Raw genomic sequence first — 24,465 nt, 5'->3', positions numbered from 1 at the left:
TATCTCATGACGCCAGTGACGAGAGTATGACGAATGACCGAAGATGTGATGACCATCCGCGAGATGTGCGAGACCTATGATGTCACACCACGCACCTTGCGGTTCTATGAGGCCAAGGAACTTCTGTTCCCGATCCGTGAAGGCCAGAAACGTCTGTTCACCAAGCGTGATCGGGCGCGGCTCAAACTGATCCTGCGCGGCAAACGATTTGGTTTCAGCTTGGAAGAAATTCGGCAACTGCTGGATTTGTACCATGTCGGCGACCAGCAGGTCACGCAGATGACCCGCACCTATGAAATCGCGTGCGAGCGTCTGGAGGACATGGAATCGCGCCGCGAAGAGCTGACGCAGGCCATCGACGATCTGAAAGAGCAGTTGCGCTGGGGCGAGAAAGTCATCGCCTCGATGAAACAGGAAAAGAAGGCAGCCGAGTAACCTCGACCTGTCATCCGGACATATGAATTAAGGGAGCTTCACATGCCCGTTTACAACGCGCCAACCAAAGACATGCAGTTCATCCTGCACGACGTACTGAATGTCTCGCAGTCGGACATACCCGGCTACAACGAACTGGAAGCCGAGTTTACCGGCGCGGTTCTGGAAGAAGCCGGCAAGGTTGCCACCAATGTTCTGCATCCGCTGAACGTTGTCGGCGACACCGAAGGATGCCGGTTGGAAAACGGCATTGTGTACACCCCGACCGGGTTCAAGGACGCCTTCGAGCAGATGAAGGAAGGTGGCTGGACTGGCCTCGACATGCCGGAAGAGTATGGCGGTCAGAACATGCCCTATGTGCTGGGCACCGCCGTGGGCGAGATGTTCTCGGGTTCCAACCAGGCTTTCACAATGTACCAGGGCCTGACGCACGGTGCTGCATCGGCGATTCTGGCGCATGGAACGGACGAACAGAAGAACAAGTACCTGCCCAAAATGGTCAGCTGTGAATGGACCGGCACCATGAACCTGACGGAACCGCATTGCGGCACCGATCTGGGCCTGATGCGCACCAAAGCGGAACCGCAGGGTGACGGAAGCTATAAAATCTCGGGCCAGAAGATCTTTATCTCGGCTGGCGATCACGACATGGCCGACAACATCATCCATCTGGTGTTGGCGAAAATCCCCGGCGGCCCCGAGGGTATCAAGGGTGTCTCGCTGTTCATCGTTCCCAAGTTCATCGTCAACGAAGACGGCTCTTTGGGCGAACGCAACGGCGTATCGGTCGGCAAGATCGAAGAGAAAATGGGCATCCACGGCAACTCGACCTGCGTCATGAATTATGACGAGGCCACCGGCTGGCTGCTGGGCCAAGAGCACAAAGGCATGCGCGCCATGTTCACCATGATGAACGAAGCGCGTCTGGGTGTGGGCATGCAAGGCCTGTCTCAGGCCGAAGCTGCGTATCAAAATGCTGTCGAATACGCCAAGGATCGCCTGCAAGGCCGTGATGTTACTGGCACAAAGAACCCGGACGGCCCGGCCGATCCGCTGATTGTTCACCCTGACATCCGACGAAACCTGATGGACCAGAAAAGCTTCACCGAAGGTGCGCGCGCATTCATTCTGTGGGGTGCCACGATGATCGACAAGGCGCACAGGTCGGGCGACAAGGACGCAGACGGCCTGATCTCACTGTTGACCCCGGTCATCAAGGGCTTCCTGACGGATGAAGGTTACGACATGACCGTTCAGGCGCAGCAGGTCTATGGCGGCCATGGCTACATCGAGGAATGGGGCATGTCGCAATATACCCGCGATGCCCGGATCGCCATGATCTATGAAGGCGCCAACGGCGTACAGGCGTTGGACCTTGTTGGCCGCAAACTGGCGCAGGATGGCGGCAAGCATGTCATGGCCTTCTTCGACATGGTCAAAACCTTCTGCAAGGAAAACGCGGGCCAGAACGAGGCGTATGACAAAGCCTTCATCGAACCGCTGAAAGCCGCGTCCAAGGATCTGCAGGCTGCCGGCATGTATTTCATGCAGGAAGGCATGAAGAATCCGAACAACGCGCTGTCCGGTTCCTACGATTTCATGCACATGTTTGGCCATGTCTGCCTGGGCCTGATGTGGGCGCGTATGGCCAAGGCCGCGCAAGAAGCGCTGGACAATGGCACGTCGGACAAAGAGTTCTACGAGACCAAGATCAACACCGGCCGCTTCTACATGGCCCGGCGCCTCCCCGCCACGGCGTTGCACCTGTCGCGCATTCAAACCGGTGCGGACACGGTCATGGCGCTGGACGCGGCAAGCTTCTGATCTCAATCTGGGTCCGGGCAACATTGACTGGACCCAGCTTACCGGAGGAACAACATGCCAAAACGTTTCCGCCTGACTCGCCGCTTTCCCGTGGCAATGACCGAGGACGGGTACCGCAAGCTCAAAGCGTTCGCGCGCGAAGCCGGTCTGGACGAGGGAGAGGCGCTGTCGTTTCTGTTCGAAAACTTCAACAGCGTAATCAACGAGGACAACCTGACCCATCGCCTGCGAATCTTCAATTCCGAACTGGAAGCCCGGAAAAAGTGAATGCCAGCGGCGATTTATTACGAAACCGCTAACTTGGATGCCGGGTGCCTCCGGCGGGAGTATTTATGAAAAGATGAAGCTGCGACGCGTCCCTGCCACCGGGCGCACTCGCCATCAGGACAGGGACGACTTCACCTTTTGCGGTCATCGGCTCTCCAGCCTGTACCGCGCGACCATTGAATAGGAAGATGGTTGATCAAAGGTTACCGACTGACCTTCATCTTTTCAAAAATACTCAATTCCGGCTTAGCCACGTGCGCCACGGGAGGGGCGATTGCATGAGCATAAAACTGCACTGTTTCGGAGAAAGCGGCAATTCCTACAAGGCCGCTCTGGCGCTGGAAATGTCCGGTCTCGATTGGGAGCCTGTCTTTGTCGACTTCTTCAAAGGTGTCACCCGCAGCCCCGAGTTCCGTTCAGAACTCAACGTGATGGGCGAAGCACCCTTCATGGTCGATGGTGACTTCCAAACCTCCCAATCTGGTGCCATTCAGGCCTATGTGACTGAAAAATCCGGCAAGTTCGGCGGCAAAAACCGGGAAGAGAACTATGACATCCTGCGCTGGGTGCTTTGGGACAATCACAAGCTCAGCTCGATGGCGGGCCTGACCCGGTTCCTGATCAATTTTCTGCCCGAACAGCATCGCAACCCGGATGTGATCGCCTTTAACCAGGGCCGCCTGAAGGCTGCCTATCAGGTGCTGAACACGCATCTGGAAGGCCGCGACTGGATCGTCGGCGACGGCGTAACCAACGCTGATCTCAGCTGCTGCGGCTACCTTTACTACCCCGAACCATTCGGCTTTGACCGTGCCGACTGGCCCAATATCGACGCCTGGCTGACTCGCCTGTCCGAGCAGCCCGGCTGGAAACACCCCTATGACCTGATGCCCGGCAACCCGTCGGATCGAGCTTGAGGAGAAGACCCATGACCGAAGCTTATATTTATGACGCTCTGCGCACACCGCGCGGCAAGGGCCGCAAGGATGGCAGCCTGCACGAGGTAACCTCGGTGCGCCTGTCCGCCCTGACCCTGAACGCGATGAAAGAACGCAACAACCTGGAAGGCCACGCCGTCGAAGACGTGATCTGGGGCAACGTCACGCAGGTGATGGAGCAAGGCGGCTGTCTGGCGCGCTCGGCTGTTCTGGCCTCGGACCTGGACCAGTCAATCCCCGGCCTGGCGATCAACCGTTTCTGCGCGAGCGGAATGGAAGCCGTGAACCTGGCCGCAAACCAGGTCAAGGGCGGCGCAGGCGACGCTTACATCGCAGGTGGCGTTGAGATGATGGGCCGTGTTCCCATGGGCAGCGACGGCGCGGCGATTGCCGTTGACCCCTCTCTGGCAATGGAGACCTACTTTGTGCCGCAGGGCATCTCGGCCGATATCATTGCAACGGAATACGGGTTCAGCCGCGATGACGCAGACGCTCTTGCGGTTGAATCGCAAAAGCGCGCGGCGGAAGCCTGGGCCGACAACCGGTTCGAAAAGTCGGTCATCACCGTCAAGGACCAGAACGGCCTGCCCATTCTGGACCGTGACGAATACATGCGCCCCGGCACCGACATGCAAAGCCTTGGCGCGCTGAACCCGTCCTTCCAGATGATGGGCGAACAGATGCCCGGCTTCGACAAGGTAGCAATGTTGAAATACCCGCATCTAGAGCGGATCAATCACATCCACCATGCCGGCAACAGCTCGGGCATCGTGGATGGGGCTGCGGCCGTCCTGATCGGCAACAAGGAATTTGGCGAAAAATACGGCCTGAAACCGCGCGCCCGCATCAAGGCGACCGCCAAGATCGGCACCGACCCGACCATCATGCTGACCGGCCCGGTTCCGGTGACCGAGAAGATCCTGGCCGACAACGGCATGAAGATCAGCGATCTGGACCTGTTCGAAGTCAACGAAGCCTTTGCCTCGGTCGTGCTGCGGTTCCAGCAGGCGTTTGACGTCGATCCGGCCCTGGTCAATGTCAACGGCGGCTCGATCGCGATGGGACACCCGTTGGGCGCAACCGGTGCGATCATCATCGGCACCTTGCTGGACGAACTGGAGCGCCAGGACAAGGAAATCGGTCTGGCCACGCTCTGCATTGCGTCCGGCATGGGTGCGGCAACGATTATCGAGCGGGTCTGATGCCCAAGCTGGATCTCTCTCAGATCCCGTTCAAGGGGGGCTCGTCCTATCCGGGCAAGCTGGCCGAGGCGACCGCTGGTCGTTTCGTGCAGCGCGTCGGGGATGCGGGCGGGCTGACCCAGTACGGGGTCAACATCGTGCGGCTGGAGCCCCGGGGCCTTTCGTCGCTGCGCCACTACCATATGGAGCAGGACGAATTTGCCATCATGCTCAGCGGCAAATGCGTGCTGATCGATGACGATGGTGAGCATGAGATGCTGCCCGGTGACTGCGCCGCTTGGCCCGCTGGTGAGGCCAACGGCCACCACCTTGTGAACAAAACCGATGCGCCCGCGACCTTTTTGGTGGTGGGCACACGGACCCCGACCGAGACCGGCTATTACAGCGACATAGACATGATGGTGAAGGATGATGAGAACGGATTCTCTTTCACCCGGAAAGACGGCAGCCCGCTGACGGCTGACCAGATTGGAGATGACAATGACTGATTTCACTCTGACCAAAGACGCGGACGGCGTCGCTTTCGTTACCTGGGACGCCCAGGGGAAATCCATGAACGTGCTGACCCGCGAAGCTTTTCAGGAAGTCAGCCAACTGATTGATCAGGCCCTGAGCGACGACGAGATCAAAGGTATTGTCATCACCTCGGGCAAGGAAGGCTCTTTTGCCGGTGGCATGGACCTGAACACACTGGCGACTATCCGTCAGGAAGCGGGTGACGAACCCGCACAGGCGTTGTTTGATTTCGTCATGGGCGGGCATCACATCCTGCGCAAGCTGGAATTGGCGGGCATGGACCCCAAGACCAAGAAAGGCGGCAAACCCATCGCCTGCGCGATCAACGGAACCTGCGCCGGGATCGGGACCGAGATCGCACTGGCGTGTCATCACCGTGTTATGACCAGCAATCCAAAGTCCAAGATCGGTCTGCCCGAAATCCTGTTGGGCATCTTCCCCGGCGGCGGCGGCACCATCCGTTACAGCCGCATGGTTGGTGCAATGGCGGCGGCCCCCGTACTGCTTGAAGGCAAGATGATGGACCCGGCCAAGGCCAAGGGCGCGCAGTTGATCGACGCGGTTGCCGACGATCCGGTTGCCGCGGCCAAGGAATGGGTTCTGAATGCCAAGGACGCTGATCTGGTGAAACCCTGGGACGCGAAGGGCTACAAGATGCCCGGTGGTGCGCCCTACCACCCTGCCGGTTTCATGACCTTCGTGGGCGCGAGCGCCATGGTTCACGGAAAAACGCGAGGTGCGTTTCCTGCGGCCAAAGCCCTTCTGAGCGCGATCTATGAGGGCGCGTTGGTTGATTTTGACACCGCTTTGAAAATTGAAGCCCGCTGGTTCACCAACGTTCTGATGAACCCGTCCTCGTCGGCGATGATCCGGACACTGTTCCTCAACAAGGAAGCGCTTGAAAAAGGCGCGGTCCGTCCGAAAGGTGTGCCCGATCAACGCGTCAAGAAAATCGGCGTTCTGGGCGCTGGCATGATGGGGGCCGGTATCGCACTGGTTTCTGCCCAAGCTGGCATGGAGGTCGTTCTGATCGACCGTGATCAGGAGGCGGCCGACAAAGGCAAAGCTTATACCGAAACCTATCTGGACAAGGGTATCAAGCGCGGCAAGGTCACGGCCGAAAAGAAAGAGGCCATGCTGGCGCGCATCACGGCGACACCGGATCTGGACCATCTGAAAGGGTGTGACCTGATCATCGAAGCCGTGTTTGAAGACATGGGCGTAAAGGCCGAGATGACCAAAAAGGTCGAGGCGATCATCCCCGAGCACTGCATCTTTGCCTCGAACACCTCGACCCTGCCGATCTCGGATCTGGCCAAGGCAAGCGTGCGTCCGGACCAATTCATCGGCATCCACTTCTTCTCGCCGGTCGAGAAGATGTTGCTGGTCGAGATCATCAAGGGCAAGGAAACCGGTGATCGCGCCGTTGCCAAGGCGCTCGACTATGTGCGCCAGATCCGCAAGACGCCGATCGTGGTCAACGATGCGCGCTTCTTCTACGCCAACCGCTGCATCATTCCGTACATCAACGAAGGTGCACGGATGATCACCGAAGGCGTAAGCCCCGTGCTGATCGACAACGCGGCGCGTCAGTTGGGCTTTCCGGTTGGTCCGATCCAGCTGACCGACGAAACCTCGATTGATCTGGGTGCCAAGATCGCCCGTGCGACCAAGGCAGCCATGGGCGATGCCTATCCGGAAAGCCCCTCGGACGATCTGATCTTCTGGATGGAAGAACAGGGCCGTTTGGGGCGCAAGGCAAACGCCGGCTTCTTCGTCTATGACGAAAAGGGCAAACGCGTCGAATACTGGAAGGGTCTTCAAGAGAAGTATCCACTTGCCAAAGACCAGCCCGACCTGATCGAAGTACAGGAGCGCCTGATGTTCGCGCAGGTTCTGGAAGCGGTTCGGGCGCTGGAAGAAGGTGTGCTGGAAGACATCCGTGAAGGCGACGTAGGCGCCATTCTGGGCTGGGGCTTTGCGCCTTGGTCCGGTGGTCCGCTCAGCTGGCTCGACATCATCGGCACGCCCTACGCAGCCGAACGATGCGATCAGCTGGCCGAGAAATATGGCGAACGCTTTGCCTGCCCGCCGCTGCTGCGTGAGATGGCCGAGAAGGGGCAAACCTTCTACGGGCGCTTCAACCCCGAAGCAAAAGCTGCCTGAAACAGTGATGCAGGCGCGTGAGTTCACGCGCCTGCATCGTTTTTGTCAGTGTTTGGTTAGATCTGCCATTCGGGCCGCAAAAACAGCACCGGTGCGTTTGGACGCCCCGGTCGACCCGGCCGCCTGACCCCAGAGGGCGGACGGATCGGAAATATCGGTTCCTGCGGAATGGGTGCAGGCAGGGCACCCAATGGATTGGCAAGGGCCGACATATCGCCCCTGCTTGCAATCTGGTTGACCAGCTCTGTGCCGGTGTCTTCGTCGGCGACATCGTAACCAGCCCCGCTGGCTGTGCCGCGCATGTTGAACAGGCCGGAAGGGCAGTACGCTTGCAGGCCGCCCTCGACAAAAATTACCTGATCTTCGTCGAAAAACAGGGAACGGACCTCAAACGACGATCCCGGTGCCTGCGACATAAACCGACCCACGCCATTCAGCAATCGTGCGGAGACAACGGAACACCCGCTGACACTGGCATCAATCTGCGACAGGTTCAGAGCGATGCCCTGCTCGGGCATCAGCCAGACGGGGCGCCCGTTGTATGCGGCGCGTGCAGGTACGAAAACCGGCAAATACTCGGAACGGCGCTCTTCGGCAGGAATGACCACGACGCTGGTCGAGATGCGGCGCACCTCTTTGAACCCGTGATCCAGAGTTCGGACCAGATCGCCGACGGCAATGCGTTCAACCGGTTTCCACCCGCTGGTTGTCGCAACCTTCGTGCCGTTCAAAAATCCGCCACGGCGCGCATTCACGGCGTGGTTCAAACTGGATGGATCAGTTTCGGACGACTGATCAAGATATACAGAAATACTCGTAACTTCAGACACGTGCCTAACCCCCTTTGGCACAAACTCACTATGCCAAACAGCTAACATCAAAAATCGGGGCTGTCTTATTTCGGACATATTTATGCCCAATTTAGGCCGTCTCAGCGCGTTCTCAGGGCGATTTGGTAAACACTCACAAGGCTTAAACAGGCTTTTGTGCGATTTTCGAAACGGTCAGCATGCATGGAACTTACGAATCCATCTACACCTGATCCGTTGAAATGAACCCGCTTGTTGAGGTTGCAGCCGCAAAATCCGTTGGCAGTGCGCTGTTGTACGTTTCAGGCAAGTTCCTGCTGGGTGGATGACCGCCTGGCCCGCCAGCCCAGCAAAACCCCTGCCGCCGCGATCAGGACAATCCCGGACACTTGCATCAAATCAAGGGCCTGACCCAGTGCGACGAATGCAAAGAGCGGCCCGAAGATCATCACCGAATACTCGAACACGGCCACGTAAGAGGTCTCGCCTACCTGATAGGCCTTGATGAGCATGAAGACGGCAATCGTTGACCCGACGGCCTGAACAACAATCCATTGCAGCGCGGGCCCCACTTCCCAGACCCAACCCCGTGTAACAAAGCCGTCCGGCCCGTCCAGCGTGGCAACGGGTGCAACTGTGAACAAGGCGGCACCCACGGCCCCTGACAGCCCAAGGGTAATGACCATGGCTGCCAGCATCGCTACCGTGCTTTCACGCGCGCAATATGTCCGCGTCATGATCGAACTCAAGGCATAGAAAAAACCAGCGGCAACCGGGAAAACCGAACGCATGTCAAATGCAACCGGGTTTGGCTGCAAAACCAGAAGAGTGCCCGAAAAACCGACCAGAACGGCCAGAATGCGCCACGGCCCGATCTTTTGCCCGAGCGCTATGGACGAAATCAACAGCACGAAAATCGGCGAGGTGAACAACCCTGCCAGGGCTTGCGCAATCGGCATCATCGACAGCGACGCAAAATAGAAAAACATGGCCGTCGTAATCAGAAGACTGCGTAAGGTGACCGCTCCCCACCGTTGCGGCCTCAGCCCGCCCAGCCCCATAAGGGAAAGGCCGACAATCAGCGGCAGCATCAGCAATGCACGCATGAAATGGAATTGCCACAGCCCGACCGTCTCGGCCAGCAGGATCACAACATTGTCGATCACGCCGATGATCGCCATTGCAGCCACCATAAGGACCGAAGCCAGCACCGGAGAGGTGGTCGTGTCTTGCTGCATGTCCGCGCCTTTGTTGCGATCAAATTTTTCCTGACGGGTATCCAGCACAAATCGGAATACCTGCGCAACAGGTTTGCGCCCGGCGATTTCACCATGCTAAGCTGTGGCAAAACAATTTCGAGCAGACCCCAACCAGATGACGGCCCTGAAACAGTACCAGCGGATCGAAGCCACCGGTCTGTGGCGCCCTTCGCCCGATGAACAGCGGCGCGAAGTTGTGGTTTCGATTGGCAAGGCGACCCTGACCATTTCCGATTTCAATGACAGGGCTTTGACTCATTGGTCTTTGGCAGCGCTTGAACGGCAGAACCCCGGTGTCTTTCCGGCTGTTTTTTGCCCCGATGGCGATCCGGATGAGACACTGGAACTGGGAGAATCCGAAACCACGATGCTTGAAGCGATCGACCGGCTGCAACGTGCCATCGAACGCTCTCGTCCTCATCCCGGTCGTTTGCGCTGGATGAGCGTCGGAGGCGTTGTGGCCGCGGTTCTGGCGGTATTGTTGTTTTGGCTGCCCGGTGCGTTGCAAAACCATGTTGTCTCGGTCGTGCCCGAAATCAAACGACAGGAGATCGGAGACACGATCCTGCGGCGGATCGAGCGCGTCTCGGGCCCGGCCTGCACGTCTGTGGATGCGCAGGCTTCACTGGATCGGTTGGCCAGTCGTACGGGCGTCCGGCAGATCGTTATTCTGCCCGCGGGCGTTCAGGACAGCCTCAGCCTGCCGGGTGGCACCGTTCTATTGAATCGTGCCCTGGTAGAAGACCACGAAGACCCTGCGGTCGCAGCAGGTTATGTTATCGCAGAGCGCGCGCGGACGGCGCTCAAGGACCCGCTGGATGATCTGCTGGACAGAACCGGGGCATCCTCGGCCTTTCGGTTGTTGACGACCGGGGAACTGACACCTGAGATCATTGACACCTATACCGAACAGGTCCTCTCGCAGCCCCGACCATCCCTTCCGGACGACGACTTGCTGGCGATGTTCTCACAAAGCGCCCTGCCCTCTACCCCTTACGCCTATGCTCAGGACATTACCGGTGAATCAGTACTGGGTCTGATCGAGGCTGATCCCATGGCTGGCCGTACCCTGGAACAGGTGTTGCCGGACCGCGACTGGGTCCGGCTGCAAAACATATGCGGCGAATAATCCGGATTACTTGGTTCCAAACATCCGGTCGCCCGCATCGCCCAGCCCCGGCATGATATAGCCTTTCGAGTTCAGTTCGTGGTCCAGTGCGGCGGTGACGATGTGCACATCCGGGTGCGCCTCTTTCATGCGCGCCACACCTTCCGGCGCGGCCAACAGACAGAGAAAGCGGATATCCGTCGCCCCCGCCTCTTTCAGCAGGTCAATCGCCGCAGCCGAACTGTTGCCGGTGGCCAGCATTGGATCCACCGCGATAACCAAACGGTCCTTAAGGCTCTCGGGTGCTTTGAAGTAATACTGCACGGGCTTCAGCGTTTCTTCGTCGCGATACAGACCGACAAAACCGACGCGCGCGGAAGGAACCAGCTCCAGCACCCCATCCAGCATCCCGTTTCCAGCGCGCAGGATCGACACCAGCGCCATTTTCTTGCCCGCCAGAATGGGGGCGTCCATTTCTTCCATCGGTGTTTCGATATGGCGCGTGGTCAACGGTATTTCGCGCGTGACCTCATAGGCCAGCAGCAGCGTAATTTCGCGCAGCAACTGCCGGAACACGGCGGTCGAGGTCCCCTTGTCCCGCATGAGCGTCAGTTTGTGTTGCACCAGCGGGTGATCGACGACGGTCAGATGTTCGCTCATGTGTTCTCCAGTCTTTTCTTGACCCGCGCACGGGTATCATCATCACAAAAGGCCGCTTCCAGGGCGGTCAGATTCAGGGCCGCAAAATCTTCGGCCTCCCAGCCGAAGGCTGCGTTCAACATCTCATATTCCCGTCGCATGGTCGTGTGAAAAAACGGGGGATCGTCTGTGGATACCGTGACCTTCACGCCTGCATCGCGCAGGTTCGCAATCGGGTGGGCCGCAAAATCGGGGAAAAGCCCCAGAACCACATTCGATCCAGGACAGACCTCAAGAGTGATGTCCCGGTCGACCAGTTCGCGAACAAGGTCTGGATCCTCGAGGGCGCGAACACCGTGCCCGATGCGCTCGACCCCCAGATCGCGCACTGCATCGCGCACGCTTTCAGGGCCGCCGAACTCTCCGGCATGTGTCGTCAGCCGCAACCCGGCCTCGCGCGCGCAGTCAAACGCCCATTTGAAATCGCCCTGAGTGCCAACGGATTCATTTCCCCCCATGCCAAAACCGGTGATCCAGTCGCCCGCAGTCTCTGCCGCGCAATTGGCGCTGCGCTTGGCTTGATCGGGACCGAAATGGCGCACACAGGTAATGACACCGCGCAAAGTAATGTCAAACTTGCGCTCGGCCTCGTCCGCCGCGTCCTGAATGGCGTTCAGATAGTCCCGCCAGGCGTGCAGGTCGCCGCCGCCACAAAAATCGGGGCTCAGAAAAGTCTCAGAGTAGACGACACCATTTTCGGCGCTTTCTTCGAGAATGGCCAATGTCAGCCGCCGGAAGTCTTCAGGCGTTTTCAGGACTTCGCAAGCCGCTTCATACACATTCAGGAAATGCGCGAAATCGCGGAAATCATAAGATCCGTCCGGCTTGAAGATACCGCTCAGGTCCACCCGTTTTTCATGCGCAAGCTGACGAATGAACGCCGGTGGCGCGGCGCCTTCGTGATGCAGGTGCAGTTCTATTTTCGGCAGATCGGCGACGCTCATAGAAAATTCCTTCCCGGTCCTTGCGCCGGAATGTTCAGGTGATGGGCGATGCTGGCGGCAATGTCGGCAAAGTCCACCTGGCCGATCTGCCCCGTGCCTGACCCGGAAATCAGAACCGGTACTTGTTCACGTGTGTGATCTGTCCCGGTCCAGCTGGGATCATTGCCATGATCGGCGGTCAACACCAACAGGTCGCCGGGGCGGAGCCGGGGCAGAATCTCGCCGATCTCGTGGTCGAACCATTCCAATGCTCGGGCATAACCACTGATATCGCGGCGGTGGCCATAAAGACTGTCGAATTCAACAAAATTGGCGAAAGTCAGGCTGCCCTCTTCGGCGTCATCCACCAGATCTGAAAGGTGCTGCATGAGTTCAGCGTCCGACCCTTTGCGCAGCGTGTCGATACCCTGCATGGAAAAGATGTCGCCGATCTTGCCCACTGCGTGCACTTTCCGCCCGGCATCCTGCGCCCAATTGGTCAGAACCGGAGCGGGCGGCTGAATGGCGAAATCCTTGCGGTTGGTTGTCCGTCTGAATCCCGCCTCTGGCGTGCCGACAAAGGGGCGCGCAATGACACGACCCACTTTCATCTCGTGCAAGCGCGGGGCAAGCGCGCGGCACATACCCAGCAAACGGTCCAGCCCGAAACTCTCTTCATGGGCTGCGATCTGAAACACACTGTCGGCTGAGGTGTAACAGATCGGCCAGCCGGTTCGCATATGCTCGGCACCCAGTTCAGCGATGATCGCCGTGCCCGAGGCATGGCAATCGCCAAGGATGCCTTCGGTCCCGGCGGCTTGGGCCGCTGCGCGGCTCAGGTCCGCTGGAAAAGCTGGAACCGTATCCGGGAAATAGTGCCAATCCCAGGGCACCGGCAGACCTGCCAGCTCCCAATGGCCCGAGGGCGTGTCTTTGCCGGGCGAATGCTCGCGCGCGCAGCCCCACAACCCATTGGGTTCGGCGTCCAATCCGGGGGTTGCGTCCCCAGACGCCAGCCGCGCAGCCGCACCCAACCCCAGCGCGTCGAGGTTCGGCAGGTTCAAAGGACCCGAGCGACCGTCTTCGGCCCGCCCTTCGGCACAGGCCTGCGCGATATGAGCCAGCGTGTTTGCCCCACTATCCGGGACGTCACCATTGAAAAAACGATCGGCATCAGGCGCACCGCCTATTCCGACGGAATCCATGACGACGAGAAAAGCACGGCTCATACGCGAACCCTTTCGTGGATCAGATCTGGAAGCGTCGGAGCCGTATCGCTGATCTCAATCGCGCTCAGCACGGTTTCTGCGGCTCGGCGCGCGGCATCTTCCCGCGCAGCATGGATCACGGCAATCGGCGCGCCTTTGGACACGCGATCGCCAAGCCGAAGAATACTGGATATCCCGACGGCGGGGTCGATCTCATCACTTTCGACCTGACGGCCACCGCCCAGCGCAACCACGGCAAGACCCAGAGCTTCGCCATCGACGGCCGAGATGAAGCCGTCCTGCGGGGCCGGAACCTCTTGGATGACATTCGCCTCAGGCAGGAACCGAGCCCAGGTCTCGACGAACTGAACGGGGCCACCAACAGCTGCCATCATGCGACCAAATCGCTCTGCGGCGCGTCCGTCTCGGATGATTTCAAAGATTTTATCACGCCCCTCCTCGACCGAACCGCACATTCCTGCATCGGTCAGCAAGACGCCCCCCAACTCGGCAGAAATGTCTGCCAAAGGTGACATATCCGACGTGGTCAGCACTTTCATCACCTCAGCGATCTCCAAAGCATTCCCCAACGCCGGGGCCAAGGGTTGATTCATGTCAGTGATCACCGCCGACGTGCGACACCCTGCTGCGTTGGCGGTCTCGGTCAATGCGGTGGCCAATTTGCGGGCATCTTCCATCGTTTTCATGAAAGCGCCGCTGCCGACCTTGACGTCAAGAACCAGCGCGTCCGGGCTGGCGGCCAGCTTTTTGGACAGGATCGACGCTGTGATCAGATCCAGGCTCTCGACCGTCGCGGTCACATCCCGCACCGCATAAAGGCGCTTGTCTGCGGGCGCGATCTGGCCCGTCGCTCCGACGATGGCGGCGCCGGTTTCGCGCAAAATCTGCGAAAGACGGCCCTGCCCGATCTGAGTGCTGACCCCCGGGATAGCCTCAAGCTTGTCAAGCGTTCCACCGGTGTGCCCCAGGCCCCGGCCCGAGATCATTGGGACATACGCCCCACATTCCGCAAGCGCCGGGGCAAGAACCAGGCTGACACTGTCCCCGACACCACCGGTCGAGTGCTTGTCGACCACCGATCCGTCCACATCCCAGGTCAGTACGTCTCCACTGTCGCGCATCGCGATCGTCAAATCCGCACGTCCCCGAGGGCCCAAACCGCCCATGCAGACGGCCATGGCAAAAGCCCCGGCCTGCGCGTCGCTGACGCTTCCGTCCGCAAGCCCCTGCGCAAACCAGATCAGCTCCTCGCGACCGGGCACCTCCTGCCTGCGCAGTTTTGCTATGATCGAGCGGGCATCCATGCGTTCAGACATCCTCCATGTGTGACGCGTCGAATGCGCCCGGCAACAGATCCCCGATGGTTGTCTCGAATTCGGCACCGTCCACGGTTGCCAGTGTAACTTTCACATCGCGCTTGCCAAACTCGGCCAGTTTCTGGCGGCACCCACCGCAAGGCGGCACAGGCTGAGGGCTGGAGGCAACCACGTAGACCTCTGTCAGTTCCTGCTCGCCCGCAGCAACCATCGAGGCGATTGCACCGGCCTCGGCACAAGTGCCTTCGGGATATGCCACATTCTCAACGTTGCACCCGGAATAGACCTGACCCGAGGAGGATCGAAGCGCTGCGCCAACCTTGAAATTCGAATAAGGCGCATAGGCGTTTTCGCGAACTGACAAGGCAGCGTCTTTGAGCGACATGGCGATTCCCCGTTTTTTTGATCATCTGGTCAGAAATTTGGACCGTTAAGTAAAAAGGCAGAGGAATTGAAGCCCCCAGCCAATGTTTTTCAGTCAGCCCAGTGTTGTCGTGAACGTACCGGGCAAGGTGACTTCCAGCAACTCGATGTTGTCCGAGGGCGAGGACAAGCGCGTGCGCATCCCGGGCGGGATGACAAAGGCGTCTCCTTGCTCCAGCCGGTAGGGCTCGCGTCCTTCGCCTTCCAGTGTGACCGCTCCGTCCATCACGAAGGTAAAGTGAATGTCCGTATCGTGGCTGGCCCATTCGGTATCGCCCTGCCCTTTGCGAACGACCTGAACGCCTGCGACCCCTTTGGTGTTCTCGGCAATTGTCGTGTCGCGGCAGATGTAACCCGGAAGGCGGAACGGTACCCATTCGGCGTCCTTGGCCCGGTTGTAGACAAAGCGTTGTCCCTGCCATTCGCGGTCCGGGCGAAAATGCGGCGTGGGAAGCTGCATGTCATGGTCGATTTCCGTGACATGTTCCGCTGGCACACCTATCTCGATGACCTGAACATTGTCCGACGCCTCAAGCACGCGATGACGGATTTCCGGCGGCTGGATAAAGCAATCCCCTGCGGTCAGGCGCATTCTCTCTCCCTGATCCTCATAGACGACATCCACCCAGCCATGAATGCAGAATATCAGCTGGAACCCGACTTTGTGAAAATGCACCATATCGGGCACCGGGCCCCCGTCCGGGATGCGGATATGGCTGGCGATGATCGATCCGCCCAGACGATCCGGCACCAGATCGCGATAGTGCATCCCCGCTCGACCGATGATCCAGGGCGCCTGATCCTTGAGCCTGCGCACCACGAAGGAATGAACTGTTTCAGGCATCACCAGCGGCGGATTTCGCTCTTCGATTTCGATCCGGGTCCCATTCGGCGCGACAAGAACGCGTTGGCCATCTGCAAAGCGTTCCGGGTCATCTGTCAGGATGCGCAATGTTCCCGGACCTTCGGGCGCGTCTTTTTCGATCCGCAACCGCAGACCGTGCCCTGAAAACACTGCGACGCGCGGATCGTCTGCGGGATAGATCATGTCCATCTGCATCCCCAACACCTTGGTATAAAAGGGGATGTCGTTTCGAATTTCCTGGGTTGGCAAACGAAATTCAGCTTGGGTCTGCGAAGGCTCGGCTGTCTTTGTCATGAGATGTCTCGTCAGATTTCGATTTTGGCCATCCGATCAGAACGGAGGCCAAAATGCCAATCGAAAAGAACATCTCGAGCGTTTCTTCCATGACGAAAAGTCGCGTTTTCATAACTGTCGACAAAGCGTCGCTGTGCAGCCCGGTATATTCCTCAAGAAGCTGAGCGATGACGGCAAGACAGCCGGCCGCCATGAACGAGATCATAAAGGGAGCGCGCCGTTTGACAGCACGCCATCCCGTCGGGGCCCCATGCCAGATGACGCCGCCCAGGATAACGCAGGCCAGCAAGACCCTGACCACATTGACGTCCAGCACGACATCCAGACCGTCAAGGATCAGGAACGGCAAACTGCCTTCAGGGTAAACGCCTGCTTCCAGCTCACGCTCGGCCAACAATAGGAATGTCAGCCCGATATACAGCCGGGTGACACCCGGGTATCGCCACAACGCCACCAGCCCCGCAACAAACAAACAAACCGCGGAAACCGTTTCGAACAATCCGCCTTCCTGGTTGAAGAACGCTGCCTGTTCCGGCCAGATGACAATCGCACCGAGAAGCATAACTCCCGCCACCGCCGCAAACCATATGGTCAGCCGCCCAAGTCCAGTGCCGGCCCCAGGACCGTTGGACAGGCCGTGGGCCTGATCATCTGTCTTGTATGTCATTGCTGCTTCGTCTTGCCTGAGTGTTTGTGCGTTTCGCAAAGTTACCTAGATGTAAAAAAAATGTGTCAAAATTCAACCCATGTCCGGCTCGCAACTGCGACACGTCGGCATTGTTACGCAACGTAGCCAAGCTCGGACGAATAGTTTAATGTTAAATCAAATTCTCAGAGGGAACTGAATCTCCAATGTCTGACACCCCCAGCCTGCGACAGGCCGCGCTTGACTATCACGCCCATCCGAAACCTGGAAAACTCGAGATCAAGGCCACAAAACCGATGGCCAATGGTCGCGATCTGGCGCGCGCCTATTCGCCCGGCGTTGCCGAGGCCAGCCTTGAAATCAAAGCCGACGCCGCAAACGCGGAAAAGTATACGGCGCGCGGCAACCTTGTCGCCGTGGTGTCCAACGGCACTGCGGTTCTTGGTTTAGGCAATATCGGGGCGCTGGCCTCGAAACCGGTGATGGAAGGCAAAGCCGTTCTGTTCAAAAAGTTCGCAGGCATTGACTGTTTTGATATCGAAGTCGATCAGCCCGATCCGGAAAAGCTGGCGGATATCGTCTGCGCGCTGGAGCCGACATTCGGGGCCATCAACCTGGAAGACATCAAGGCGCCGGATTGTTTCATAGTCGAAAAGCTGTGCCGCGAGCGCATGAACATTCCCGTTTTCCACGATGACCAGCACGGAACCGCCATTGTCGTGGGGGCCGCTGCGAAGAATGCTCTGCATGTAGCCGGCAAGACATTTGCAGACATCAAGGTCGTATCAACCGGCGGCGGGGCCGCGGGGATTGCCTGCCTGAACATGCTGGTGAAACTGGGTGTGAAACAGGAAAACATCTGGCTGTGCGATATTCACGGGCTCGTCTACGAGGGGCGTGCCGAGGATATGAACCCGCACAAGTCGCAGTTCGCGCAGAAAACGGACTTGCGGACTCTGGATGATGTAATCGGCGATGCGGATCTGTTTCTGGGCCTTAGCGGCCCGAATGTCCTGAAGCCTGAAATGGTTCAGAAAATGGCCGATCGTCCGATCATCTTCGCACTGGCCAACCCGACGCCAGAAATTCTGCCTCAGGCCGCGCGTGAGGTTGCACCGGACGCGATCATCGCCACGGGGCGCAGCGATTTTCCCAATCAGGTCAACAACGTATTGTGCTTTCCGTTCATCTTCCGGGGCGCTCTGGATGTGGGTGCGACCGAGATCAATGACGCGATGCAGATCGCCTGCGTTGACGGCATTGCGGAAATGGCCCGCGCAACGACAAGCGCCGAGGCGGCTGCCGCCTACAAGGGCGAGCAACTGACCTTTGGGCCGGATTATCTGATTCCGAAACCTTTTGATCCGCGTTTGGTGGGCGTCGTCTCATCTTCCGTTGCCAAGGCAGCCATGGAAAGCGGCGTCGCAAAGCGCCCCATCAAGGATCTTGAGGTCTACAAGGAAAAACTCAACCAGTCTGTTTTCAAGTCGGCGCTTTTGATGCGCCCCGTATTCGAGGCCGCGGCCGTCGCATCCCGTCGCATCGTATTTGCCGAAGGCGAAGATGAAAGGGTGCTGCGGGCTGCACAGGCCATTCTTGAGGAAACAACGGAAACACCGATCCTGATCGGACGCCCCGAAGTCATCGAATCCCGATGCGAAAAACTGGGCCTGACCATTCGCCCGGGCACGGACTGCCAGATCGTGAACCCGGAAAACGATCCGCGTTATTACGATTACTGGAGCTCGTATCATCAGATCATGCAGCGCCGAGGTGTGACCCCGGATCTGGCCAAAGCGATCATGCGCACAAATACAACCGCCATTGGCGCGATCATGGTGCATCGGGGCGAGGCTGACAGTATGATCTGCGGCACGTTCGGCGAATATCGCTGGCATCTGAACTATGTTGAACAGGTGCTGGCCGACGGCGACCTGCGCCCGCACGGCGCGTTGTCGCTGATGATATTGGAAGACGGCCCCCTGTTCATCGCCGATACGCATGTCCGGCAATTGCCGACACCGGAGGAGTTGGCCGAATCGACCATTGGCGCCGCGCGGCATGTTCGCCGATTCGGGATCGAACCCAAGATCGCGTTCTGCTCGCAGTCGCAATTCGGCAATCAGGCGGAAGGATCGGGAAAACGCCTGCGCGCCGCATTGGACATCCTGGACCAGAAACCGCGCGACTTTGTCTATGAAGGCGAAATGAACCTGGATGCGGCCCTTGATGCGGATCTTCGGGCGCGGATTTTTCCGGGTTCACGCCTGCAGGGCGCGGCAAATGTGCTGATCTTTGCCCATGCGGATGCGGCCAGCGGCGTGCGCAATATCCTGAAAATGAAAGCGGACGGGATCGAAGTCGGCCCCATTCTGATGGGAATGGGCAACAAGGCGCATATCGTCACCCCATCCATTACCGCACGCGGATTGTTGAACATGGCTGCCATCGCGGGGACGCCGGTGGCGCATTACGGGTAAGCCGGTCGCCTAACATCCTGAACCGCATCCCCCGCGGGGGTGCGGTTAACACAATTCTCACACTTTGACGGCTATATGTCGTGGCATCTCCGTGGGAACCCTGGGGCACGCGGAAGAATGGCGAATTGGCATTGTGCCGAGTCGCCTCGGACGTGATCTTTTGCATGGTCGAGTTTGCAAGTTTGCAAAATGGCCTCTTCGGCGCAGAAAATCCAATGTTGAGAAAGAAGTTTGCAAAAATTTGCAAGTCGTTGCGCGAATTACTGCAAATATTTTGCGATAAACTGACGCGTCGTCATTTGACGCGCTTGCCCGATAGTTTTCTGGGTCCTAACACAAAGACCAAGTCGTTGTGAGGAGGACGAGATGGCGTATCAGGACGTTTATGACAGTTGGAAGAAAGACCCCGAGGCGTTCTGGATGGACGCAGCCAAGGGGATCGATTGGGTCAAAGAACCCAGCAAAGCTCTGTTCGACGACAACGCGCCCTTGTACGAATGGTTCAGCGACGCACGGGTCAATACCTGCTGGAACGCCGTGGACCGCCACGTGGAAAACGGGCGCGGCGAGCAGACCGCCATCATCTATGACAGCCCGATCACCCATACCAAGCGCGAGATTTCATATGTCGAGCTGCGCAACCGCGTGGCCAATCTTGCCGGCGCGCTGCGGGCGAAAGGCATCGAGAAAGGTGATCGCGTCATCATCTACATGCCGATGATCCCCGAGGCGCTTGAGGCGATGCTGGCCTGCGCTCGTCTGGGCGCTGTACATTCCGTTGTGTTCGGCGGATTTGCCAGCAATGAACTGGCGGTCCGTATCGACGACGCCAAACCCAAAGCCGTCATTGCGGCGTCCTGCGGTATGGAACCTGGCCGGGTCGTGCACTACAAGCCGCTTCTGGACGGCGCCATCGAACTTGCTGAACACAAGCCGGATTTCTGCGTCATCTTTCAGCGCGAACAAGAAGTTGCTCAGCTGATCGAAGGGCGCGACTACAACTGGCACGGGTTCCAGTACGGTGTCGAACCGGCGGAATGTGTTCCCGTCGACGGAGACGATCCGGCGTACATCCTGTACACTTCGGGCACCACAGGGGCACCCAAGGGCGTCGTGCGCCCCACTGCCGGGCATCTGGTGGCGCTGAACTGGACCATGAAGAACATCTATAACGTTGATCCCGGTGACGTATTCTGGGCGGCATCCGATGTGGGTTGGGTCGTTGGACATTCCTACATCTGCTACGCACCCCTGATCCACGGGAACACGACGATCGTGTTCGAAGGCAAACCGGTCGGCACCCCTGATGCGGGAACCTTCTGGCGCGTGATCTCTGAACATAAGGTGAAAAGCTTCTTCACCGCCCCTACGGCGATCCGTGCCGTCAAACGTGAAGATCCAAAGGGCGAATTGATCGCCAAATACGATCTGTCTCATCTGCGGGCGCTGTATCTGGCGGGCGAACGCGCTGACCCCGACACTATCATCTGGGCACAGGATGCGCTGAAGGTTCCAGTGATCGACCATTGGTGGCAGACCGAAACCGGTTGGGCCATTGCCGGAAACCCGCTGGGCATCGAAGAGCTTCCGATCAAGCTGGGTTCGCCCGCGAAACCGATGCCCGGCTATGACGTGCAAATTCTCGACGAAGGTGGCCACCCGATGAAAGCCGGCGAACTGGGGGCCATCGCGGTCAAGCTGCCGCTGCCTCCGGGCACCCTGCCAACCCTGTGGAACGCCGAGGAGCGGTTCAGGAAATCCTACCTGGAGCACTTCCCCGGGTATTATGAAACCGGCGACGCCGGAATGATCGACGAGGACGGATATCTTTATATCATGGCCCGCACCGATGATGTCATCAACGTCGCGGGCCACCGCCTGTCGACCGGGGCGATGGAAGAAGTGCTTGCCGCTCACCCGGACGTAGCCGAATGCGCGGTGATTGGTGTTTCGGATCAGCTAAAGGGTCAGATGCCCGTTGGGTTCCTGTGCCTGAATGCCGGCGCTGATCGGGATCATGGCGACGTGGTTCAGGAAGTCGTCAAGATGGTGCGGGAAAAGATCGGCCCGGTGGCGGCCTTCAAACTGGCCGTCGTCGTCGACAGGTTGCCCAAGACACGTTCGGGTAAAATCCTGCGGGGTACGATGGTGTCGATTGCAGACGGTCAGGACTATAAAATGCCTGCAACGATCGATGATCCAGCCATTCTTGACGAGATCAGAGAGGCCTTGCAGACAATCGGTTACGCCAAGTAACCCGAGGGCGGCGCAAGCCGCCCTTTATCGTGTCTTCTCTTGCAACCGGAAGCAGCCTCCCTACTGTCACGTTAAGACAGTGAGGACCCATGACACAAACCGATATCTGGCGTCTCAGCGCCACAGACCTGACCACCCTGACAAGACGCGGCGACCTGAGTGCGACCGAGGCGGTTCAGGCCTCGATCGAGCGAATGGATGAGGTCAACCCGGATTTGAATGCGGTGGTGGAAGACCTTCGCGAGCAGGCGTTGGAACGCGCCAGAGCGCTGGACAATGCGCGGGCTGGCGGTAAACCCACGGGTCCGCTGCATGGCGTGCCGGTCACGATCAAGGTGAATGTTGACCAAAAAGGCCACGCCACAACCAACGGTGTCGTCGCACTGAAAGATGTAATTGCACCGGATGACGCCCCGGTTGTGAGCAATCTGCAAAAGGCAGGGGCTGTTGTTGTCGGACGGACCAACACGCCCGAGTTCTCTTTCCGCGCCGACACGGACAATCCGCTGTATGGCCGTACGCACAACCCCTGGGGGCGGCATATCTCACCCGGCGGCTCTTCCGGCGGGGCTGGCGCTGCGGTCATGGCCGGAATCGGCGCGCTGGCCCACGGCAACGATATCGGCGGCAGCCTGCGCTTTCCCGCGGCGGCCAACGGAGCCGTGACGGTGAAGCCCGGGCTGGGGCGCGTCCCGGCATGGAACCCAAGCCAGAAAGCCGAACGCGGTTTGCTGGCGCAGTCGATGTCTGTTCAGGGCCTGATAACCCGGTCGGCCGCTGACCTGCATCTGTCCATGCCCAGCCTGATCGCCGCCGACGCGCGTGATCCGTTTCACGTGCCGATGCCCTGGCGTGGCCCTGCCCCCGACGCGCCCGTCAAGGTGGCCTTTACGAAAAACACATTCGGCTATGCCTTGCACCCCGAGGTCGAGAAAGCACTCGACACGGCACGAGAGGCGCTGGTTGATGCGGGATATGTGGTGCAAGAGATTGACCCGCCTGACGTTTTTGAATGCGGTCGAATCGGTTATCGTACGCTGATGGGCGAAGTGCTGACGCTTATGAAATCAGATATCGAAGCCGCTGGTTCGAAAACGATTCAGAATATCTTTGCGGTGTATTTTCAGGAATTCCCGCCAATTGTCGAAACCGAGATGGTTCGGATGCTGGCCAAACGAAGCCACTATGCGCGCGAATGGTCCCTGTTTTTGCAGGATTACCCTTTGGTGCTGTCGCCTTTCCTGCCACAACCGTTCTTCAAACCCGACCGGGACACCGAAGGCGCTGAGGGTGTGCACGAGGTTTTGGGGTGCGCCGTATATTCTTATGCGATGAACTTTCTGGGCCTGCCTGCGGCATGTGTCCCGGCCCGGCTGGCTGAATTGCCGAAGGGTCCTCAGCCGATCAGTGTTCAGATTGCCGCTCAGCGCTGGCGCGAAGATCTGGCGGTGGATGCGGCCGCGGCCATCGAGGCACGCGTGGGGCAAATGTGCCTGCCGCTTTGGGAAAAGACAGAGTTGCAGGGTGGCTGCAAAAAATAGACCCCGGGACATTGTACCCGGGGCCCGACTGCTAAAATAAGCCCGGATTTCTGATGACGAGCGTAGCACCACCCACCCTCGCCAGCGCAAAATCTGCGCAATCATTCGAATACGCCGTTCAGGTGGCCACTCACTCCCACCTTGGCGTGTTCTCCGGGCAAGTCCACACTATCCAATTGTGAGCAAATCCCCTGTGAACTGCTTCACACAGGCTCAAAAAAGCTCGCAGAAACGAAAATTTATGTGAATTGTTCGGAAATCAGTCGTTCTTCCAAACCGTGCCCGGGGTCAAAAAGAATGCGGTGTGAGATCGTGGGATCGGATCGGATCTCGACCCAGTCAATGTCTGGGAAAGCTACGGAATCAGCGGCAACGATTACGGGTCGCTTGTCCGCATCCAGCACATCGAACCGTACCTTCGCGATTTTCGGCAGCAATGCACCACGCCACCGGCGGGGGCGGAATGCGGCGATTGGGGTCAACGCGAGAACGTCCGAGCCAATCGGCAGAATAGGCCCGTGTGCCGAGTAATTATACGCCGTCGACCCTGCCGCAGTGGACAGTAGCGCTCCATCGCAGACAAGTTCATCCATGCGCTCGCGGCCATCAACACTGATCTTCAAACGAGCCGCCTGTGGCCCAGCGCGCAACAGCGATACTTCGTTGATCGCCAACGCCTCGTGCAGCTTTCCGGACTGATCCATCGCCCGCATCGCCAGCGGATTGATGACCTCTTCCTCGGCATCTTCCAGGCGGGCCATCAGGTCGTCTTCGTGATACTCGTTCATCAGGAACCCGATCGTGCCACGGTTCATCCCGTATACCGGTGTATCAAGGTGCTGCATGTTGTGCAGGGTATGCAACATGAAGCCATCCCCCCCAAGAGCAACCACAACATCTGCGTCGCGGGGCGCCGCATTACCGTGTTTGGACACCAGAATATCCCGGGCCGTTTGCGCCACTTTGACCTCACTGGCAAGAAAGGCGATTCTTTTTTTCATGTTTTCCGGTTTCCGGTGCTGCACATTTGGTTCCGAAACAAACATACCTTTCCCCGATAGGCCAGTCTTGACGCCGCAGCGGGCCAAATCGTCGCTTTAAGCCTTTTGCAAATGTGGCGTTTCCGATAGGAAATCCGCAAGTTTTTTACCCAGCCATGTGGAGCGCCCATGAACGCCAATCTTCGTGACACCGGATTTTTCACCCAGTCCCTTGCTGATCGTGATCCCGAGCTTTTTGGCTCGATCACGTCGGAACTGGGTCGTCAGC

General features: G+C 58.6%; 21 protein-coding genes. 11 read left to right on the top strand and 10 right to left on the bottom strand.

Translation table 11 applies throughout. From position 1 onward, the window contains the following. The first annotated feature begins 33 nt into the window (after window positions 1-33). The 7 genes from AC2FF8_RS18205 (at window position 34) to AC2FF8_RS18175 (ending at window position 7,348) form a co-directional block, all read left to right on the top strand. The gene (locus AC2FF8_RS18205; protein ID WP_117869542.1) at window positions 34-435 is read left to right on the top strand and encodes a MerR family transcriptional regulator; all 402 of its coding nucleotides are present in this window, start codon (window positions 34-36) and stop codon (window positions 433-435) included. Between the two features lie 42 nt (window positions 436-477). After that, window positions 478-2,259 (top strand): acyl-CoA dehydrogenase C-terminal domain-containing protein, encoded by a 1,782-nt coding sequence (locus AC2FF8_RS18200; RefSeq protein WP_425077935.1) that lies wholly within the window; start codon window positions 478-480, stop codon window positions 2,257-2,259. Between the two features lie 54 nt (window positions 2,260-2,313). Next, window positions 2,314-2,526, top strand: a complete 213-nt coding sequence (locus AC2FF8_RS18195) for a hypothetical protein (protein WP_257600301.1) — start codon at window positions 2,314-2,316, stop codon at window positions 2,524-2,526. 278 nt (window positions 2,527-2,804) lie between these two features. Then, window positions 2,805-3,443 carry a glutathione S-transferase family protein gene (locus tag AC2FF8_RS18190; RefSeq protein ID WP_496880393.1) on the top strand — a complete coding sequence of 213 codons (639 nt, stop codon included), beginning with the start codon at window positions 2,805-2,807 and terminating at the stop codon, window positions 3,441-3,443. An 11-nt stretch (window positions 3,444-3,454) separates the two neighbouring features. Continuing rightward, window positions 3,455-4,666: an acetyl-CoA C-acetyltransferase gene (locus AC2FF8_RS18185; RefSeq protein ID WP_171363086.1), complete on the top strand. Its 1,212-nt coding sequence runs from the start codon at window positions 3,455-3,457 to the stop codon at window positions 4,664-4,666. Then, entirely contained in the window at window positions 4,666-5,154 is a 489-nt protein-coding gene (locus AC2FF8_RS18180; RefSeq protein ID WP_170347235.1) for a cupin domain-containing protein, read from the top strand. The genes AC2FF8_RS18185 and AC2FF8_RS18180 overlap by 1 nt, the downstream gene beginning before the upstream one ends. After that, a complete protein-coding gene (locus AC2FF8_RS18175) occupies window positions 5,147-7,348 on the top strand; it encodes a 3-hydroxyacyl-CoA dehydrogenase NAD-binding domain-containing protein (protein ID WP_496880392.1) in 2,202 nt (733 codons plus the stop codon). Before AC2FF8_RS18180 ends, AC2FF8_RS18175 begins: the two co-directional genes overlap by 8 nt. A 56-nt stretch (window positions 7,349-7,404) precedes the next feature. Here the strand turns inward: AC2FF8_RS18175 and AC2FF8_RS18170 are convergent, their stop codons facing one another. Next, window positions 7,405-8,178 (bottom strand): Hint domain-containing protein, encoded by a 774-nt coding sequence (locus tag AC2FF8_RS18170; RefSeq protein ID WP_496880391.1) that lies wholly within the window; start codon window positions 8,176-8,178, stop codon window positions 7,405-7,407. A 281-nt stretch (window positions 8,179-8,459) separates the two neighbouring features. Beyond that, window positions 8,460-9,395, bottom strand: coding sequence for a DMT family transporter (locus tag AC2FF8_RS18165; RefSeq protein ID WP_496880390.1), 936 nt, complete (start codon window positions 9,393-9,395; stop codon window positions 8,460-8,462). A 136-nt stretch (window positions 9,396-9,531) separates the two neighbouring features. Between AC2FF8_RS18165 and AC2FF8_RS18160 the strand changes: the two genes are divergently transcribed. Further along, window positions 9,532-10,545 carry a hypothetical protein gene (locus tag AC2FF8_RS18160; protein WP_170347239.1) on the top strand — a complete coding sequence of 338 codons (1,014 nt, stop codon included), beginning with the start codon at window positions 9,532-9,534 and terminating at the stop codon, window positions 10,543-10,545. Window positions 10,546-10,551: 6 nt separating this feature from the next. On the opposite strand, the gene upp is transcribed toward AC2FF8_RS18160, so the two are convergent. The 7 genes from upp to AC2FF8_RS18125 all read right to left on the bottom strand — a co-directional run bounded on the left by upp (window position 10,552) and on the right by AC2FF8_RS18125 (window position 16,940). Further along, on the bottom strand, window positions 10,552-11,184 hold the full coding sequence (gene upp / locus AC2FF8_RS18155; RefSeq protein WP_496880389.1) for a uracil phosphoribosyltransferase: 633 nt from the start codon (window positions 11,182-11,184) through the stop codon (window positions 10,552-10,554). Next, window positions 11,181-12,167: an adenosine deaminase gene (locus tag AC2FF8_RS18150; RefSeq protein ID WP_496880388.1), complete on the bottom strand. Its 987-nt coding sequence runs from the start codon at window positions 12,165-12,167 to the stop codon at window positions 11,181-11,183. Before AC2FF8_RS18150 ends, upp begins: the two co-directional genes overlap by 4 nt. Beyond that, on the bottom strand, window positions 12,164-13,375 hold the full coding sequence (locus tag AC2FF8_RS18145; RefSeq protein WP_257600295.1) for a phosphopentomutase: 1,212 nt from the start codon (window positions 13,373-13,375) through the stop codon (window positions 12,164-12,166). The genes AC2FF8_RS18150 and AC2FF8_RS18145 overlap by 4 nt, the downstream gene beginning before the upstream one ends. Next, window positions 13,372-14,679 (bottom strand): thymidine phosphorylase, encoded by a 1,308-nt coding sequence (locus AC2FF8_RS18140; protein WP_496880443.1) that lies wholly within the window; start codon window positions 14,677-14,679, stop codon window positions 13,372-13,374. Before AC2FF8_RS18140 ends, AC2FF8_RS18145 begins: the two co-directional genes overlap by 4 nt. A 4-nt stretch (window positions 14,680-14,683) precedes the next feature. Further along, window positions 14,684-15,076 (bottom strand): cytidine deaminase, encoded by a 393-nt coding sequence (locus tag AC2FF8_RS18135; protein WP_496880387.1) that lies wholly within the window; start codon window positions 15,074-15,076, stop codon window positions 14,684-14,686. A gap of 93 nt (window positions 15,077-15,169) precedes the next feature. Further along, entirely contained in the window at window positions 15,170-16,273 is a 1,104-nt protein-coding gene (locus AC2FF8_RS18130; protein WP_170347244.1) for a cupin domain-containing protein, read from the bottom strand. Continuing rightward, window positions 16,236-16,940 (bottom strand): hypothetical protein, encoded by a 705-nt coding sequence (locus tag AC2FF8_RS18125; protein ID WP_496880386.1) that lies wholly within the window; start codon window positions 16,938-16,940, stop codon window positions 16,236-16,238. The genes AC2FF8_RS18130 and AC2FF8_RS18125 overlap by 38 nt, the downstream gene beginning before the upstream one ends. A gap of 185 nt (window positions 16,941-17,125) precedes the next feature. Here AC2FF8_RS18125 and AC2FF8_RS18120 point away from each other — a divergent pair, with 185 nt between their 5' ends. The 3 genes from AC2FF8_RS18120 (at window position 17,126) to AC2FF8_RS18110 (ending at window position 23,196) form a co-directional block, all read left to right on the top strand. Then, window positions 17,126-19,399 (top strand): NADP-dependent malic enzyme, encoded by a 2,274-nt coding sequence (locus tag AC2FF8_RS18120; RefSeq protein ID WP_257600291.1) that lies wholly within the window; start codon window positions 17,126-17,128, stop codon window positions 19,397-19,399. A gap of 366 nt (window positions 19,400-19,765) precedes the next feature. Further along, a complete protein-coding gene (gene prpE / locus AC2FF8_RS18115; RefSeq protein ID WP_257600290.1) occupies window positions 19,766-21,655 on the top strand; it encodes a propionate-CoA ligase PrpE in 1,890 nt (629 codons plus the stop codon). Window positions 21,656-21,744: 89 nt separating this feature from the next. Next, window positions 21,745-23,196 (top strand): amidase family protein, encoded by a 1,452-nt coding sequence (locus AC2FF8_RS18110; RefSeq protein WP_496880385.1) that lies wholly within the window; start codon window positions 21,745-21,747, stop codon window positions 23,194-23,196. Window positions 23,197-23,435: 239 nt separating this feature from the next. Here AC2FF8_RS18110 and AC2FF8_RS18105 read toward each other — a convergent pair whose 3' ends face one another. Then, the gene (locus AC2FF8_RS18105) at window positions 23,436-24,197 is read right to left on the bottom strand and encodes an NAD kinase (RefSeq protein WP_254440103.1); all 762 of its coding nucleotides are present in this window, start codon (window positions 24,195-24,197) and stop codon (window positions 23,436-23,438) included. Between the last annotated feature and the right edge of the window lie 268 nt (window positions 24,198-24,465).

It is taken from the genome of Ruegeria sp. YTSA144 (assembly GCF_059610125.1).
This window is presented reverse-complemented; position numbering and strand designations above follow the sequence as displayed.